Genomic DNA, 15,890 nt, shown 5'->3' on the forward strand with positions numbered 1-15,890 from the left:
CAGCTCATTCGTCCTGTCCTGCAGCAGCCTGCAGGGCCGGGGCTGCGGCCGTAGGAATATCCGCCGCCGACAGGGCCGGGGCTGCGGCCGTAGGAATGTCCGCTGCCGACAGGGCCGGGGCTGCGGCCGTAGGAACATCCGCCGCCGACACGGCGGGTGCGGGAACGGCCGGTGCGGGAACGGCGGGTGAGGATACTGCAGGCGAGGCCGCATCGGGGACCAGTGCCAAGGGAGCCGCCTGCCCTGCCGGTGCGACCAGCGGGAGCGACTCCGCCGGCGTCGCCTCCGTCGGGGCCGGACGTGCCGGCGCGGCAGGTGGCGGCGGGGGTTGCACGGATTCCCCCGGGATGGCCACAGACAGTACTCCGCCGCGGACCAGCAGCGGAAGCGGGTCCAGATGCAGGTCTTTGTCCTCGAGGCAGGCCCCGGCGTGGTGCACGTCGAAGTGGCCGCGGCAGGTGGGGCAGCGGAGGAGGCTTCCGCCGATCTGTGGCGCGCCGGCCTGCAGGGTTGCGCCGGCCATGGAGCCGGTGCAGCGCGGGCAGTAGTCGCGGTACGCGTAGACATCTTGTCCGGCGCGGCAGGCCAACACCGGGTAGCCTCCAATCAGGAAGCCTGCGACCTCCCCGGATTCGAGCCCGGCGATTTCCGGAACCGCTTCCCAGGTGCCGCCGGTCATGTCGTGCCAGGACGCCGCGGGCGTTGCGTCCTGGGGATTGATCGCACGGACAGGCAGGGAGTCCACGGGAATGAGGTCCGGCATTCCGGGCTGTCTTTGCTCTTCGACGACGTCGATGGCGGCGACGTCCGGTGCCGCTGTTTTGATGGCTTCCTCCACGGCGGACTTGAGGTGGGGGGACGACGGCGGGCCACCCGGCCCGGTGTAGAGCTTGAGCCGCACCACCCCGTCCGTGCTCGTCCCCTCCAGCTCCACGTCGCTGCCATGGGAACCGAGGTAGGGCCGGATCCGGTCCAGCGCCGCGGCCACGCGCGCTTCCAACGAGCGGGGGTACAGCCCATGGACCAGCAGGAGGGCAGACACGAGGTCGTCCGCCGTCAGCGCCTCCAGCGTGGCCTCGTCGAGCTTCCCCTGGCGGTGCAGGATTTCCATGATGCGCCGGAGTCCCGATCCATACAGCTCCGCCACCTGGCGGACCAGGTCCTCGGCACCGCCGCGGGCGCCCACACCATCGGTGCCCCAGACCCGGAGGAAACCGCGGATCCAGTCGCTGCTCTCCAGCGGCCGGTCTTCGCCCGACATGGCCTACCTGCCCATCAAATTCTGGGTGGGGGAGTGGGCTTCTTCCGCCTTGCGGGCAGTTTCAGCAGGCATCGTTGCCTCTTTCAGTGGCCCCTGCGGGGCCGGTGTCCTCTTGTCAGCGATCCGGGAAAGGTGCCGGACCGGTTTGTGCCCGTATGAAATGCGGATGGAGGCCTCGTTGCCGCACCCGCACGTTGTACGCATTGTTCTATGGCACCTCCGCGGACATCAGTCGGAGTTTTCGGCAGCTGCGGACGTCAGTGCGGCCGCAGCCATAGAACGGGAACAGGGCGATACCGACGTTGAGTGCAGTGGCCGGCCGTTCTCCTGTTGGGTCCAGAACGGCGCCAGCAAGGCTCTGCGTGACAGAGAGTTCGTGCATGATCTCGCCCCTTTTTGCAAACATAGGCTCGCCCCAGACAAAACGCAACTGCCCAATTTCAGGGTCAACTTTTCCGCAGCGCGAACTGGCAGCATATGCCCCTTGGAGCCGGATTTGCGGGCATCAGCTGCCCGTTCGCGCTCGGGAACTGTCTGCCGTCATCTGCGGCGCCGTTAGGCTGGGTCCATGCCGTCGTTCCAGACCAGACTGAAGATCACCGGGCTGAAGCCGGGCAATCCTCCCGAAGACGTGATGGCTGCCGCCGTCGACGCACTGGGTACGCGCCATCACGTGGAAGCGAACCAGCTGGAACTGGCAGGGGGTGTGCCGCAGCTGAACCTCCGGTTCCTCGTGGAGCCCACCGAATACAGCGGTGAGAACCACCAGGCGCTGGAGTCGGCCGCAATGATGCGCGACGCCGTCGAGCGCGTTGCGGTGACCGGCTCGCTGGTGGTGCTCCGCCGCAGCCGCGGCAAGTGGGCGCCCGTCTGACCCCTTTGGTGCGCCTGTCAGGGGGCTGGCTACGCCGGCTCGTCAGGCTCGTCGACCGGGGACCTGCTGCCGCGGCGCCGGGTGGCGATGACACCGACGACGGCGCCGATCACGAGACCGGCTGCCACTCCAATGAGCGAGCTGGCCCAGAAGGGCAACCGGGTCGCTGAGCCGGTGAAGTAGCCGAGCCCGACGAGCCACGTGGCCCAGAGAACCCCGCCCAGCCCCGCACAGAGGTTGAAGCCGCCCGAGGAGACGTCGGCGATCCCGGCCGCGGCGGATGTTGCGAGCCGGCCTCCCGGAATGAACCTGGCCCCGATGATGGTGCCGTACGTGGAGGACCGCCCCGCCTTCGCGATCGCTTCATGGATGCCGTGGTGCAGTTTCCTGCCCCACCGCCAGCGGTCCAGCACATGGCTCAACCGTCGCTTGAACAGCTGGAACACCACGACATCGCCCGCCCAGGAGGCTGAGGCTGCCAGGAGGCCAATCAGGAACAGGTTGGCGCGGCCCTCGGCGGAGAGTGCGCCGCCGGTGATGAGGACCATCTCGGAGGGGACGGGCGGGAAGATGGCGTCGCCCAGTACCGCCGGGACGATCCAGAAATAGATCGCGGCCCCCCAGTTGTCCGCGTTGCCGAAGTCCATGCGGCCAAGGTACCGCACTTATTGCCGGCAGGGGATCCGCAGTCTTCGTCCGAACCCTGCAGCGGTGCCACACTGGCTGCATGCAGATTGACATTGTTCAGGGCGACATCACCGGCCGGCCTGTTGACGCGATCGTCAACGCAGCGAATTCCTCGTTGCTGGGCGGCGGCGGCGTGGACGGCGCGATCCACCGGGCAGCGGGGCCGGAACTGCTGGAGGCCTGCCGCGGGCTCCGCGCCGGGGAACTGCAGCACGGCCTGGCGGTTGGTGCAGCCGTTGCCACACCGGGGTTCCGGCTGCCGGCGAAGTGGGTGATCCACACCGTTGGGCCGAACCGCCACGCCGGCCAGACCAACCCGGCGCTGCTTGCCTCGTGCTTCACCCAGAGCCTGCGGATAGCTGAAGGTCTCGGGGCGCGGTCCGTGGCGTTTCCCGCTGTCAGCGCAGGCGTTTATGGCTGGGATGCCCGCACCGTGGCGCAGGTGGGGATCGAGGCGGTCCGCGCCTACGCCGGCCGTCCTCCGATGGGCGGTGAGCAAAAGGTGGAGCTGGTGGAATTCGTGCTGTTCAGCGAGGAGACCGCCGAGATCTTCCGGCAGGCCCTGCAAGAAACCGGCGGCTAGCGGGCCTCGCTCAGCTCGAGCCGGCTCCGGTACTCCACGGGCTTCCCGGTAATCGGATCCACGAAACGGATCCCGCGGGCGAGGAGCTGAAGCGGCTTGGTGTAGTCGTCCGGGGCCTTGTCCAGGAGCTCCGGGTAGAAGGCATCGTGCAGGATGCCCAGGCCCAGCGATGCCATGTGCACCCGCAGTTGGTGGGTCTTGCCCGAGTGTGGCTCCAGCCGGTAGAGGGCGAGGCGCCTGGCGCCGTTGCCGGAGGAGCCGACGGCCGCGGGAGCCGCAGTGGTGCGTTGCCCGCCGTCGGCAGTTCCGGCGTCAAACGTCTTCAGCAGATCAATCCGGGTCTCGGCATTCGGCTCGCCGTCGATGACCTCGGCGAGCAGGTAGCTGCGGGACTTGGTCATCCGGTTCCGCACCACGACCGGGAAGTCGACGGCGGAGTGCCCCGCCGCGGGCTCAGCGGCGGCCACGCACTCGTATTCCTTTTGCACTTCCCGTTTCTCGAAGAGCACCTGGTACCTGCCACGCGTTTCCGGGTTGGTGGAGAGCAGCAGGATGCCGGCCGTCATGCGGTCGAGCCGGTGCATGGGAATCAGGTCCGGAAGGTTCAGCTGGTTCCGCAGCCGCACCAGCGCGGATTCCTGGATGTAGGTTCCACCGGGTGTGGTCGGCAGGAAATGGGGCTTGTCCACGACGAGGATGTGATCGTCCTGGTGCAGGATGTTCAGCTCGACGGGCAGCCGCGTCTCCGGCGGGAGCGTGCGGTAGTACCAGATGAATGTGTGGTCCTCGAGCCGCGTCCGGCGATCCAGGGGGATACCGCCTTCGCCCACGATCTCGCCGGCGTCGAACCTGTCCTCGATGCCCTGAGGGTCGATGTGGCCCCAGCGGTGCATCATGTAGTCCATCGCGGTGTCCCACGGCCCCTCGTCCGGCAGGCGGAGGCGGGTTGCGTTCACGCCGTCGCGCACGGGGAGGGGGGATTGCATCACCGGTCCATTCTACGTGCCGGGTCGCCCCCGCCGTTTCGATGGTTCCCTGCGTGCTAGACGTTGCCGAGCATCGAGTACGAGCGGAACCGTCGAAACGGCCGGCCGGACCCTGTCCCCGCTGACGGACGTGTCACGCGGCCCAGCCCCGGGTGACCGCGTCCAGCGCTGAGGCGTAGACCCCCGCCCAGTCCGTCCCGGGCGGCCCCACCTGTGCCAACTCCAGGCTCACCAGTCCGTGGGCCTGTCCCCAGATGGCCGAGGCGACCATGTGCACGGGCGCCACCAGCAAGGTGCCGGAGGACTGGGCCGAAGTAACAGCCTCAAGCAGGGGCACCATGGCATCTGCGGCGGCGTCGGGACTGGGCCGGCAATCGGCGTACGCGGCCAGTGCGCCGCAAGGCAACGGCGCATGCCCCATCGGTCCCGGAACCAATACGGCGAAGCAGCGTATGGGCCGCCCAGCCGGGCGTGGCGCGGGTGCGCCGGCCGCGGCTGCTTAGTCGCTGAGAGTCAGGCGATGGCCACGGCCGGGGAATCCCTGAGGGTTCTGCGCAGCTGCGGGGAGGCGTCCAGCCGGTCCTGGGCTGAGCGCAGTGCCAGGACCGCCTGCTCCAGCTTGTCCGGCGGCAGGGTGAACGGCACGCGGAGGTGGTTCTCAAAGACGCCGCCCACGCCGAAGCGCGGTCCGGCTGCGAGGCGGATGCCGAAGTCGGGCGCGATCACGGTCAGCGCTGTGCTGCTGGCGGAGGGCAGCCGGCACCAGACGGCCAGGCCGCCATCGGGCCTTTCGGGCTGCCATTGCGGCAGGTGGGCGCCGAGCAGCTCCAGCAGCGCCGTCCGGCTTTCCCTGAGTGCGGCCAGGCGCGCCGGCAGCGGCTCATCCAGGGCCCGGACCAGGTGGGCGGCGGCCAACTGCTCCACCACCGGGCCGCCCAAATCCATCGTGGTCCTGGCGGCGGCAAAGCGCTGGATCATGCTTTCGGAGGCGCGAATCCAGCCTGTGCGAAGCCCCGCCCAGTGCGACTTGCTCAGCGATCCGATGGAAACTACCGCGGGATTGAAGGCTGCCAGCGGCGCCGCCGTTCCGCCGTCGAGGTTCAGTTCCCGAAGGGTCTCGTCCGCCACCAGCAGCGTGCCCGACGCGGCGGCGGCGCGGACCAGCCGGCGGCGCTGGCCGTCGGGCATGAGCCGTCCTGTGGGGTTGTGGAAGTCGGGGACGATGTACGCCAGCTTCGGCCGCTGCTGCAGCAGGGCGGTCTCCACCGACTGCAGGTCCCACCCGGATTCAGGCGCGGGAGGCAGTGCCACGGGAACCATCCGGCAGCCCTGCGCCCGGATGGCATCGAGGGCGTTTGGATACGTCGGCTGCTCCACCAGCACCCTGTCCTGCTTGCCGACCATCGCCCGCAGCACGATATTCAGGGCATGCTGGGCTCCCGACGTCACCAGAATCTGGGCCGGTGCCGTCGGCACCCCGACGGCGGAGTAGCGGGCGGCAATGGCCTCCCGGAGCGCTGGGACGCCCAGGGCGTCATAGCCAAATCCGGGCAGGAGCGCCGGCAGTTCGGTCAGCGCCGAAGCAAAGGCCCGGTGCACCACCTCGCCGCTGGCCGGGAGGGACGCGTAGGCGAGATCGATCACGCCGTCGGGAACGGCGAGACCGGGAGCGCCCGAAAATGCCGCGCCGGTCTCCGCGCCTGCCTCGGAACCTGAGTCAACGCCGGAGCTGCGGGGAAGGCAGGTGCGGCCGCGGGTGCCCTGACCGCTGCTCAGGAATCCTTGTTCGCGCAGGCTTGCGTAGGCGGCGGTCACGGTGGTCCGGCTGACGTCCAGTGTGTCGGCCAGAGTCCTCTCGCTCGGGAGGGCGGTTCCCAAGGGAATGCGGCCGTCGAGCACGAGAAGACGGACGACGTCGGCCAGTTCGCGGTAGGCGGGCGACGCGCCGCGGTGCCACCGGCCCAGGAGGCGTGCAAGTGCTGCGGGGCTGAGGGATCCGGACACAAGGCCAGTATTTCAAACTGGCCATGGAAAACAAGGCCAGTTGTCACACAGGATAGGTCAATGATGACTCGCAGACTGCTCCAGCTCTTCACCGGCCTTGCCATGTACGGCATCTCACTGGCCATGTTCATTCGCGCCGGGCTGGGCCTGGACCCGTGGGACGTGTTCCATCAGGGACTCGCTGGCAGGACCGGGCTGAGCATCGGGGCGGTGGTGATCATCGTCAGCTTCCTGGTGCTGCTGCTGTGGATTCCGCTGAAGCAGTGGCCCGGATTCGGAACGATCTGCAACGCCGTGCTTGTGGGCCTTTTCGCCGACATCGGCCTCGCCCTGATCCCCGCTTTTTCGCACCTGGGAGGCCAGATCGCCCTGCTCGCCGGCGCCGTGGTGCTCAACGGCATCGCTTCCGCCTGTTACATCGGCGCACGGTTTGGTCCGGGGGCGCGTGACGGCCTCATGACCGGATTGGCCCGGCGCACGGGGTGGTCGGTCCGGGTTTCCAGGACGCTGATCGAGGTGGTGGTTCTTGGCGCGGGCTGGCTGCTTGGCGGATCCGTCGGCGTGGGCACCGTGGTGTACGCGCTGGCGATCGGGCCGCTGGTGCAGATCCTGCTGCCGTACTTCATGGTCCCGGCAGCGGTTCCAGCAGCGGTTCCAGCAGCGTCAGAAGCGGCACGGACGGCTGACGCCACCCATACGGTCTGACGCCACCCATACGGTCTGACGACATGGGAATACCCGCGTCGCCGGACCTTTTGCGCATCCCGTGGCACTTGCGCGTCGTGACGTCGCCGCGTGGTGTGGGGTGTTCGCAGATGAGACCGCGAGCGGGAGGGCAGCGCGGGCCCGGACGCCGTTGCGGGCGTCAGGTCCCGGCCGCGCCCAGCAGCGGCTGGCATTTCGGGCAGAAGTAGATGTCGCGCTCCTCCGTGACCAGCTCCGGTACGCCCGCCGCCGGGACGGCCGCCGGTGACCCACTGCGGGGCACGGTCCGGCCGAGCACGCCGTGACGGATAGGGGTCCGGCAGCGGAGGCATGGCTGGTGCTCACGTCGGTAGACCCAGTACCCGGGGCGGCCGGCGGCCCTGCCAGCCGGCGTGCCCCGCGCATTCAGCACAGTGGTACGCCGTCCCGGGCCGAGGTTCGCCTCGAGCAGCTGTTTGGCGTCGGCGAACAGGGCCGGCAGGTCCGCTACGGCCGAGACCGGCGAGGCAGGGTGGATTCCCGAAAGGAAGCAGGCCTCGCAGCGGTAGATGTTGCCGATGCCGGCGAGGTTTCGCTGGTCCAGCAACGCCACACCGATCGGAACGTCCGGCGCTGATGCCACGCGCCGCTCCGCCTCCGCCGGATCCCAGTCCGGGCCCAGGAGGTCCGGCCCCAGATACCCCACAGCCTTGTCCTCTTCGGAGGTTTTGATGACTTCAAGCAGCCCGAGGGAAAAGCCGACGGCGTCAGCCACCGGCGTGCGAAGAATGCACCGGGCGGTGAACCCCGGTTTTCGCCAGCGTCCGCCGGGCGGGTAAACCTGCCAGCTGCCCTCCATCTTGAGGTGGGAGTGGACGGTCAGCCGTTCATCGTCCGGACCGGCCAGCCGCATGAGCAGGTGCTTGCCCCGCGGAACCACTTCCTCCACTGTCCAGTCCCGGAGATTGAGCGTGGCATAGCGCGGCACGCGGAAGTCCGAGGCCGTCAGTTTCTGGCCGGCGAGGGCGCCGTGGAGCTGATGGGCGACGCGCCAGATCGAATCACCCTCAGGCACGGATTCTCAGCCCCTTCGGAGTGGAGTAAGCTCCCGCGGCCGTCAAAGCCGCCGCGGCCGGGGTGTCCAGGATGCTGTGGCCGTTGACCTTTTCCATGACCAGCTTGTCCACGGCGCCGCGTTTCACGACATCGACCAGCGCCGCGCCGGCGGCTGCCAGTACCGCATCGTCCTCAGTGAAAACGAGGAGTGTCTTGCCGCCGCGTTCAACGTACAGCGCCAGGGCGCCGTCGACCAGCACCACCAGCGCGCCTGCCTTGCGGCCGGGACGGTGGCCGCTGCCGGCTTCGATGCTCAGGGCCGGCCAGGGCAGCGCGGCGCCGTACGGGTTGGCGGGGTCCGTCGCGGCGAGGGCCAAAGCCATGGGTTCCGGCTTGGCAAGCTGGGTGTCCTCTGAATATGAGCGCAGGCGGTCAACTGTGGCAGGAACGGCGAACTGGGCCGCTCCGAGGTGCTCGATGAAGTAACCGCGGCGGCAGCGTCCGGCCTCCTCCAGCCGCGCCAGCACCTTGTACATGAGTCCGAAGCCGCCCAGGATGTTTTCCGCCATGACCGAGCCGCGGGTAACGACACCGTACCTGTCCAGGAGCAGTTCCGCTGTGGCGCGGGCGTGTATGGTGGCGTCGAGCTCGGGGGAGGGGAGGGCCGACCACCGGCCCGCAGCCAGCGGCGGCGTCGGGGTTTGTCCGGTGACGGTGCCGTACCGCCCGCCGGAAAGGCCCGGCGAACCCAGCAGGCCCGTTCCATGTGAACGTCCCAGCCTGCTCATCCGCGGAGCACGGGCGCGCGGAGCACGGGCTACCTGTCGGTGGGCCGTGTGGCCGCCGGCGATGAGGGCGCGGACGGGCGCGAACGTATCACCTGTCACGCGGCCCGCCCACACCAGGTCCCACAGTGCGGACACCACGTCCTGATCGCTGAGCACGGCGTCCATCCCGCCAGCAATATCGGTGAGCTGCCGGAAGAAGTAGCCGCCGCCAGCGGTCTGCAGGTGGTCCAGCAGCCTGCGCTGGGCATCACCGGGTTCGAAGTCGATGGCCGGATTCAGCGTCAGTTCCGCAGAATCGGCCAGATGCATGCTGATCCAGCCGTCGTTGCCGGGCAGGGAACCTGCACCGGACCAGAGGACCTCGCCGGCTGCCATGAGCTCGTCAAGCATGGCCGGCTGGTAGTTGGACACACGGCTGGCCAACACAAGCGGCTCCCAGGCCGACGCCGGAACGGGCACCCCGGAGAGCTGGTCGATGGCAGTGACTATTCCGTCCAGCCCGCGCAGCGCCGGTTGCCCTCGACGGGTTCCAGGACTTCGCACGTTCTGCCAGGCGGGCAGGAACCGGCCGTAGGCTGTCGCGTCGACAGGCTCCACTTCCGCCCGCAGCGCGGCCAGGGAACGACGGCGGAGCTTGCGCAGCACTTCGGCGTCGCACCATTCGTTGTGGGCGGGCAGCACGACGGTGGACGGCGGAACCGCCCCGGGATGCGAATCGGCGCCGGAATGGTCGTCGCCCTCGGCCGCGCCAAAGCCGCCGTCGCTCTGCCTTCCGGATTCATCCGGGATGGACTCTGCCGCCGGCTCGATATGGGGCCGGAACTCACCCTCCACCACGCGGCCGTCGGCGGCGAGCCGTTTCAGCGCAGTGCCAACGACGGCGACGCCAAGCCCGAGCCGCGCTGCGGCCTCCGTGGCGGTGAACGGACCGTGCGTTCGCGCATACCGGGAGACGAGGTCGCCGAGGGGATCCGCCACCGGCTCGATAAAGGCCAGGGGCACACCCATGGGAAGGGGAACCCCAATGGCATCCCGCAGCCTGGCGGCGTCTTCCACCGCCGCGTAGCGCTCAACGCCCCCGACGCTCACCCTGATGGCGCGGTTGGCCCGCTGGAGTGCGGAGAGGTGGGAGGCCGCGTCTGCCAGCGTGGCCTCGGACAGCGGGCTGTCGGCATGCCCGGTGTCGGCAGGTTCAACAGGCTCGAGCCTGGCTGCGACTTCATCCGTCGACAACGGGCCCAGCAGCCGCAGCAGGTCGGCGACCCCTTCGATGCCCCGTACCTTGCGGTCCGGAGCAAGGCGCTGCAGCTCGCGCTCGGTCGCTTCGATGACCTTGGCATCCAGGAGTTCCCGCAGCTCCACGCGGCCGAGGAGTTCGTTGAGGAGCGTGGAATCCAGGGCCAGCGCGGCGGCCCTGCGCTCCGCCAGCGGAGAATCTCCCTCGTAGAGGAACTGGGCCACGTAGCCAAACAGCAGGGACTTGGCGAACGGCGACGGCTGTTGGGTGGTGGTCTGGACGATGCGCAGCTCGCGGCGTTCCACGGATGTGGCGATGTCCTTCAGGGCCGGCAGGTCATAGACATCCTGCAGGCACTCGCGCACAGTTTCCAGGACGATGGGGAACGCCGGGTACTTCCGTGCGACATCGAGCAGCTGGGCGGACCGCTGGCGCTGTTGCCACAGGGGCTGCCGTTTGCCTGGGGTCTGCCGCGGCAGCAACAGGGCACGGGCCGCGCATTCCCGGAAGCGCGAGGCGAACAGGGCGCTGCCACCAACCTCGGCCGTCACGATCTGCTCGAGCTCCTCGGGGTCAAAGAGGAAGAGCTCCGCGCCGGGTGGTTCATCCTCCATCATGGGAACGCGGAGCACGATGCCATCGTCGGCGGCCATGGCGGAGCCGTCCAGGCCGTAGCGCTGCTGGAGGCGCTGGCCCACGGCCAGTGCCCAGGGGGCATGGACGGGCATACCGAATGGACTGTGCAGGATCACCCGCCAGTCGCCGAGTTCGTCGTGGAAGCGTTCCACCACCAGCGTGGTGTCGCTAGGCACCACTTCGGTGGCCAGTTTCTGCTCATTGAGGTACTGGAGCAGATTGTTGGCGGCGAAGTCGTCAAGGCCGCTGGCCTTGCAGCGTTCGGTTGCCGGGCCGACGTCGGACGCTGACAGTTCCCGGACGAACGCGCCAAGGGCGCGGCCGAGGTCAACGGGACGCCCCAAGGAGTCGCCCTTCCAGAACGGCAGCTTGCCGGGCTGGCCGAAGGCCGGGGAGACCAGCACGCGGTCGTGCGTGATGTCCTCGATCTTCCAGCTCGTGGCGCCGAGGGCGAAGATGTCGCCGACCCTGGATTCGTAAACCATCTCCTCGTCGAGCTCGCCGACGCGCCTGCCGCCCTTGGCGGGAGAGGGCGTGCCGGATACCTTGCCGGCGCCGTCCCCGCCGGAAGGTGAGGCCGATCCCTCAACTTCGGTGCCGATGATGTAGACACCGAACAGCCCCCGGTCAGGGATGGTGCCTCCGGACGTGACGGCAAGGCGCTGTGCGCCGGGTCTTCCCTCGATGGTCCCGGCGTTGCGGTCCCAGATGATGCGGGGCCGGAGCTCGGCGAATTCGTCCGACGGGTAGCGTCCGGCCAGCAGGTCGAGGGTGGCCTCGAAGGCGGAGCGGGGGAGGGTGGCGAACGGTGCGGAGCGCCGCACGGTGGCGAACCATTCCTCCACATCGATGCTGCCCAGGGCCGTGGCCGCGACGGTCTGCTGGGCCAGGATGTCCAGGGGGTTCGCCGGAACGCTGAGCCGCTCGATCTTGCCGTCCAGCATGCGCTCCACGGTGATCGCCGTGTGGACGAGATCGGCCCGGTGTTTCGGAAAGAGGTAGCCCTGCGAGATCTCGCCCACCTGGTGTCCGGCACGGCCCACGCGCTGCAGCCCGCTGGCCACGGACGGCGGCGACTCCACCTGGACAACAAGGTCCACGGCACCCATGTCGATACCAAGTTCCAAAGAGGAGGTGGCCACTACGCAGCGCAGCCGTCCGGATTTCAGGTCATCCTCGATGAGCGCGCGCTGGTCCTTAGAGACGGAGCCGTGGTGGGCCCTGGCCAACAGCGGCTCGGCGCCCGAGGTACTTCCTGCCTGCGCCATCATATGGGCGGGGGTCGCTGTGGAGGTCTGGAGAGAGCCGGAAAAGTCCGGCGCCGGCTCCTCCCAACCGCCACCGACAGCCATGAGCTGCCGCTCGGCATGGATCTCATTCAGCCGCGCGGTCAGCCGTTCGGCCAGCCTCCTGGAGTTGGCGAAAACGATGGTGGACTGGTTCGCCAGCACCAGGTCCACGATCTTCTCCTCCACATGCGGCCAGATGGAGGCCTGCGGCTGCAGGCCCGAGGCAGGACCTGAATCGAAGGCTCCGGCCGCGCCCTGGAGATCCGACATGTCCTCCACAGGGACAGACACGGTGAGATCCCAGTTCTTGCGGGACGGCGGGGCCACGATCTCGACCGGAGCCGAACCGGCCAGGAACTGCGCGACAAGCTCCCGGGGCTCCACGGTGGCGGACAGGCCGATCCGCTGGGCCGGTTTGGGCAGCAGTGCATCAAGGCGCTCGAGTGAGACGGCGAGGTGGGCGCCGCGCTTGGTTCCGGCCACGGCGTGGACTTCATCCACAATGATGGTGTCCACCTCGCTGAGGGTTTCCCTCGCCCTGGACGTCAGCATGAGGAACAGCGATTCCGGAGTGGTGATGAGGATATCCGGCGGGTTGCTGAGCAGGGCGCGGCGGTCAGACGCCGTCGTGTCCCCGGACCGGACGCCCACCGTGATCAGCGGGGCCGGCAGGTCCAGCCGCTTGGCCGTCTGCGTGATGCCGATGAGGGGTGAACGGAGGTTGCGTTCGACGTCGACGCCAAGCGCCTTGAGCGGGGAAATGTACAGGACGCGGGTGTTCCGCTTTGGCGGCCTGGCTCGCTTTTTGGCGGCGGCGGGAGGATTCCCGCCGTCGGCCTTTTGGCTGTCCTCGTGCCTTTTGGTGCCGCCGGCGGTTGCCCCGGCAACCAGCAGTCTGTCCAGGGCCCACAGGAAGGCGGCGAGCGTTTTCCCCGAACCGGTGGGGGCGACGACCAGCGCGTGCGATCCCGAGGAAATGGCGTTCCAGGCACCGTGCTGGGCAGGGGTCGGCTCGGAGAAGGCGCCAAGGAACCACTCCCTGGTGGGCCGGCTGAACTGGCCCATGGAGTCCACCGAAGATGTGCCCCCGGACGTGCCGGCGGGCCCCTGCGACTGCATGCCTCCATCATGCCTCAAGGCAGCGACAGTATGGCCGCCGTCGACGGGCCGTCACCTTCGCCGGGGCCGACCACCGGAAGGCGCCCAGCACTGATCCGAGGGACGGGCGCTTCAGCCGTTGGCTTTCGGACCTGACTCCGCCGCAGGCTGCAGGTTGTGCGTGGCCGGTCCTTCCAGCAACGTGCCGTCGCTGCTGAAACGGGAACCGTGCAGGGGGCAGTCCCAGGATTTCTCGTTGTCGTTCCAGTGCACTATGCCGCCGAGATGCGTGCAGACGGCTGACAGGGAACACGTCGTCCCGTTCACGGTGGACGTGGCGACGGGCTTGCGCCCGCGGAGCGCAACGCTGCCCGTCCCCTCCGCGGGCGGGGTGGTGCCCTGCTGCGGCAGCTTCTGCAGTCCGGCCCGTGCCCAGTCCTTTGCCAGGGTGGCTGCCACACCGGCGTTCAGCGACACGGCGGACGCAGCCCCGGGAGGGGCCGTGACGCGGCGGTGGATGGTGTTGGCCCACTCCAGCTGGCCGCCGAGGATATCCGCGGCGATACCCAGGGACGCCGCAACGGCATTGGTCATTCCCCATTTGTTGTACCCGGTGGCGAAGAAGATCCGGCCGCGCCCGCGGGGGAGTTTGCCGAAGAAGGGCATGAGGTTGACGGACTGGTAGTCCTGGGCGGACCAGGTGTGTGTCACCGTGGCACCGGGATAGTGCGAGTGTGCCCAAGCCAGCAGTTCGTCCAGGTGGGCCTGCTCCGATTCCGCCCGTCCCACGGGATGGCCGTTGCCGCCTACGAGCAACAGGCGCCGGCCGTCGGCAGGGTAGTCTCGCAGCGACCGGACGGGGTGCTCCACGGACAGATACATGCCGTCCGGGGGCGCAGTGGAGTCCGCCAGTTCCATCGCCGCGGCATAGGAGCGTCCGGGCTTGAGCTTGGCAAAATACAGGCCACGGTTCAGGATGGGCGTTCCGGTGGCGAGTACAACCTCGTTGGCGCGAACGGTTCCGCGGTCCGTCTCAACCGTGGACGGCCCGGTACCGCTTACTTTCTGGACCCGGACGCCGGTGACCACGCTGCCGCCATGCGAACGAACGTCCCGGGCCAGGGCAAGGATGGCATCCATGGGATTGATCTGTGCCTGGCCGCGGAGGCGCACCGCACCGTGGACCGGGAAAGGGAGTCCGGGGTTCCGCACATAGTCCACTTCGACCCCCGCGGCCAAAGCCACAGCCAGTTCCTTGCGCAGCTTATCGGCGCCCTGCGGCGTGGTGGCATAGGTGTAAGCGTCACGCTCCTGGTACGGGAGGTTGCTGGATTCGAGGTACCGCAGCAGCCAGGCCTGCCCCTCACGGTTGGCGGCCACGTACGCATCGACCATTTTTGCGGAGTATTGGGTACGGAGCGCCGAGAGGACAGTCCCCTGCAGCAGGGTGACCTTCGCGGTCGTGTTGCCGGTGGTTACTGCCCCGGGCGTCCTCGCTTCAAGCACGAGGACGTTTTTCCCCGAGCGTGCAAGCAGGAGTGCGGTGACCAGCCCGGTGAGGCCCGCGCCGACGACGACAGTGTCGTAGGCGGCGCCTTGGCGGAAGTCCTCTCCGCTGAAAGTATCGGTGCGGTCCAACCAGAGCGACGTCATGCAAATCAACCTGCCTTCAACCGTAGCCACATCGCGGCGCACTCCCGCCGCAGGCCCTGCCAGGCGGGTAAGGCCTCAGAGTATTCGTAAGTGTACTTACGGAATCGGGGTGGAGGAACACCGGGGCTAGCTGCGCTGAAACGCCCCGATGCTGAGGAGCTCGATGGAGGCATTGCTGCAGGCGTCCGAAGGTCTGGCCACGAAGAGGGATGCGGTGTCCTCGGGCGGGTAGATCCGGAAGCCGGCCGCCTGGGCAAGGACGCAGTCCGGGTAGTTGCGGGCCTGGGTGTAGCGCAGCATGGCTGAGCCGGACTGACCGGGGGCCAGTAGGACGTCGCTCACCGGTGTTGTCGCATCCCGACTGGCCGGTGCGCCGATCGGCTGGCCGCCGGCACCGTTGGTCAGCGAAACGCCGGGGAAGCCCTTGAGATGGCAGGGTGCGGTGCCGCTGTTGGTCAGGATCAGCCGCATGTACACGCTGCCTGCTGCGCCCCCGCCGGTGGCATCCGTGCTGGCCTTCAGCGCTGATGCCTTGCACAGTTGCGCGCCGGCGGCTGTGGAACCTGGCGCTGCAGCCGCGCCAGTCGGCGCTGGCTTGGAGGGTGCCGGGACGGAAGGAGGGGCGGCAGCGGAGGACGACGGCGGGTCCGACGTTTCGGCGGCCCCCGGGCTTGCGCTGCTGCTTGCTTCGGCAGGACCCGTCGTCTGCTCCGGGCTTGCCTGGCCGGAGGGTTGGCTCGGCCCGCAGGCCGTGAGCAAGAGCGCGAGTGCGGCAGCCGCCGTCGTGCCTGCCAGTCCGGTGGGGATTCGCTGAAGCCTCATGGGTCTAACTTTGCGGTCAGCACCGCCGGAGTCAACGAAGGCAGGACCGCGTGGCGGATTTGGTTCCCTGATTGTGACCTCCGCACCACGACGAGGGGTCATGGCGACGCTTAAGTCGGGGGCTCTTGGGCCTGCAGTTATTGATGCAACGATAAATCTTTTGCCACCCGAAAAAATGCCGCCACAAGGGGCTAAAAGTCCTTGGATAGCCCATTTCCCTATGTCAGAATGA

Annotated in this window: 12 protein-coding genes; 3 read left to right on the top strand and 9 right to left on the bottom strand. The window is 68.5% G+C overall.

Annotated features, from left to right (window positions below; all coding sequences use genetic code 11):
• Nucleotides 1-4: 4 nt before the first annotated feature.
• Nucleotides 5-1,261, bottom strand: coding sequence for a NifU family protein (locus tag ACIP90_RS13670; RefSeq protein ID WP_400579891.1), 1,257 nt, complete (start codon nt 1,259-1,261; stop codon nt 5-7).
• A gap of 568 nt (nt 1,262-1,829) precedes the next feature.
• On the opposite strand from ACIP90_RS13670, the gene ACIP90_RS13675 reads away from it, so the two are divergent.
• The gene (locus ACIP90_RS13675; protein WP_400579893.1) at nt 1,830-2,135 is read left to right on the top strand and encodes a hypothetical protein; all 306 of its coding nucleotides are present in this window, start codon (nt 1,830-1,832) and stop codon (nt 2,133-2,135) included.
• Nucleotides 2,136-2,164: 29 nt separating this feature from the next.
• On the opposite strand, the gene ACIP90_RS13680 is transcribed toward ACIP90_RS13675, so the two are convergent.
• Entirely contained in the window at nt 2,165-2,782 is a 618-nt protein-coding gene (locus ACIP90_RS13680; protein WP_400579895.1) for a DedA family protein, read from the bottom strand.
• A gap of 80 nt (nt 2,783-2,862) precedes the next feature.
• On the opposite strand from ACIP90_RS13680, the gene ACIP90_RS13685 reads away from it, so the two are divergent.
• On the top strand, nt 2,863-3,405 hold the full coding sequence (locus tag ACIP90_RS13685) for an O-acetyl-ADP-ribose deacetylase (RefSeq protein ID WP_400579897.1): 543 nt from the start codon (nt 2,863-2,865) through the stop codon (nt 3,403-3,405).
• On the opposite strand, the gene ACIP90_RS13690 is transcribed toward ACIP90_RS13685, so the two are convergent.
• From ACIP90_RS13690 to ACIP90_RS13700, 3 genes are all read right to left on the bottom strand, one after another.
• Nucleotides 3,402-4,391: an RluA family pseudouridine synthase gene (locus ACIP90_RS13690; RefSeq protein WP_400580045.1), complete on the bottom strand. Its 990-nt coding sequence runs from the start codon at nt 4,389-4,391 to the stop codon at nt 3,402-3,404. The genes ACIP90_RS13685 and ACIP90_RS13690 overlap by 4 nt on opposite strands.
• A 133-nt stretch (nt 4,392-4,524) precedes the next feature.
• Complete coding sequence (locus tag ACIP90_RS13695) at nt 4,525-4,731, bottom strand: hypothetical protein (RefSeq protein WP_400579899.1); 207 nt, start codon at nt 4,729-4,731, stop codon at nt 4,525-4,527.
• A 173-nt stretch (nt 4,732-4,904) separates the two neighbouring features.
• A complete protein-coding gene (locus ACIP90_RS13700; protein WP_400579901.1) occupies nt 4,905-6,395 on the bottom strand; it encodes a PLP-dependent aminotransferase family protein in 1,491 nt (496 codons plus the stop codon).
• Nucleotides 6,396-6,455: 60 nt separating this feature from the next.
• On the opposite strand from ACIP90_RS13700, the gene ACIP90_RS13705 reads away from it, so the two are divergent.
• Nucleotides 6,456-7,100, top strand: coding sequence for a YitT family protein (locus tag ACIP90_RS13705; RefSeq protein WP_400579903.1), 645 nt, complete (start codon nt 6,456-6,458; stop codon nt 7,098-7,100).
• A gap of 160 nt (nt 7,101-7,260) precedes the next feature.
• Here the strand turns inward: ACIP90_RS13705 and ACIP90_RS13710 are convergent, their stop codons facing one another.
• From ACIP90_RS13710 to ACIP90_RS13725, 4 genes are all read right to left on the bottom strand, one after another.
• Complete coding sequence (locus tag ACIP90_RS13710) at nt 7,261-8,154, bottom strand: DNA-formamidopyrimidine glycosylase family protein (RefSeq protein ID WP_400579905.1); 894 nt, start codon at nt 8,152-8,154, stop codon at nt 7,261-7,263.
• Nucleotides 8,147-13,204, bottom strand: a complete 5,058-nt coding sequence (locus tag ACIP90_RS13715; RefSeq protein WP_400579907.1) for an ATP-dependent helicase — start codon at nt 13,202-13,204, stop codon at nt 8,147-8,149. Before ACIP90_RS13715 ends, ACIP90_RS13710 begins: the two co-directional genes overlap by 8 nt.
• Before the next feature lie 111 nt (nt 13,205-13,315).
• On the bottom strand, nt 13,316-14,836 hold the full coding sequence (locus tag ACIP90_RS13720; RefSeq protein WP_400579909.1) for an FAD-dependent oxidoreductase: 1,521 nt from the start codon (nt 14,834-14,836) through the stop codon (nt 13,316-13,318).
• Between the two features lie 126 nt (nt 14,837-14,962).
• Nucleotides 14,963-15,658, bottom strand: coding sequence for a DUF4232 domain-containing protein (locus ACIP90_RS13725; RefSeq protein ID WP_400579911.1), 696 nt, complete (start codon nt 15,656-15,658; stop codon nt 14,963-14,965).
• Nucleotides 15,659-15,890 lie beyond the last annotated feature (232 nt).

The organism is Arthrobacter sp. NPDC093139, assembly GCF_044754165.1.
Lineage (GTDB): Bacteria > Actinomycetota > Actinomycetes > Actinomycetales > Micrococcaceae > Arthrobacter.

Bases quoted from the DNA above. Each gene is read 5' to 3' on its own strand.
- ACIP90_RS13725 (WP_400579911.1), bottom strand. From the start codon at position 15,658: ATGAGGCTTCAGCGAATCCCCACCGGACTGGCAGGCACGACGGCGGCT.
- ACIP90_RS13675 (WP_400579893.1), top strand. From the start codon at position 1,830: ATGCCGTCGTTCCAGACCAGACTGAAGATCACCGGGCTGAAGCCGGGC.
- ACIP90_RS13695 (WP_400579899.1), bottom strand. From the start codon at position 4,731: ATGGTGCCCCTGCTTGAGGCTGTTACTTCGGCCCAGTCCTCCGGCACC.
- ACIP90_RS13720 (WP_400579909.1), bottom strand. From the start codon at position 14,836: ATGACGTCGCTCTGGTTGGACCGCACCGATACTTTCAGCGGAGAGGAC.
- ACIP90_RS13685 (WP_400579897.1), top strand. From the start codon at position 2,863: ATGCAGATTGACATTGTTCAGGGCGACATCACCGGCCGGCCTGTTGAC.
- ACIP90_RS13680 (WP_400579895.1), bottom strand. From the start codon at position 2,782: ATGGACTTCGGCAACGCGGACAACTGGGGGGCCGCGATCTATTTCTGG.
- ACIP90_RS13670 (WP_400579891.1), bottom strand. From the start codon at position 1,261: ATGTCGGGCGAAGACCGGCCGCTGGAGAGCAGCGACTGGATCCGCGGT.
- ACIP90_RS13705 (WP_400579903.1), top strand. From the start codon at position 6,456: ATGATGACTCGCAGACTGCTCCAGCTCTTCACCGGCCTTGCCATGTAC.
- ACIP90_RS13715 (WP_400579907.1), bottom strand. From the start codon at position 13,204: ATGCAGTCGCAGGGGCCCGCCGGCACGTCCGGGGGCACATCTTCGGTG.
- ACIP90_RS13690 (WP_400580045.1), bottom strand. From the start codon at position 4,391: ATGCAATCCCCCCTCCCCGTGCGCGACGGCGTGAACGCAACCCGCCTC.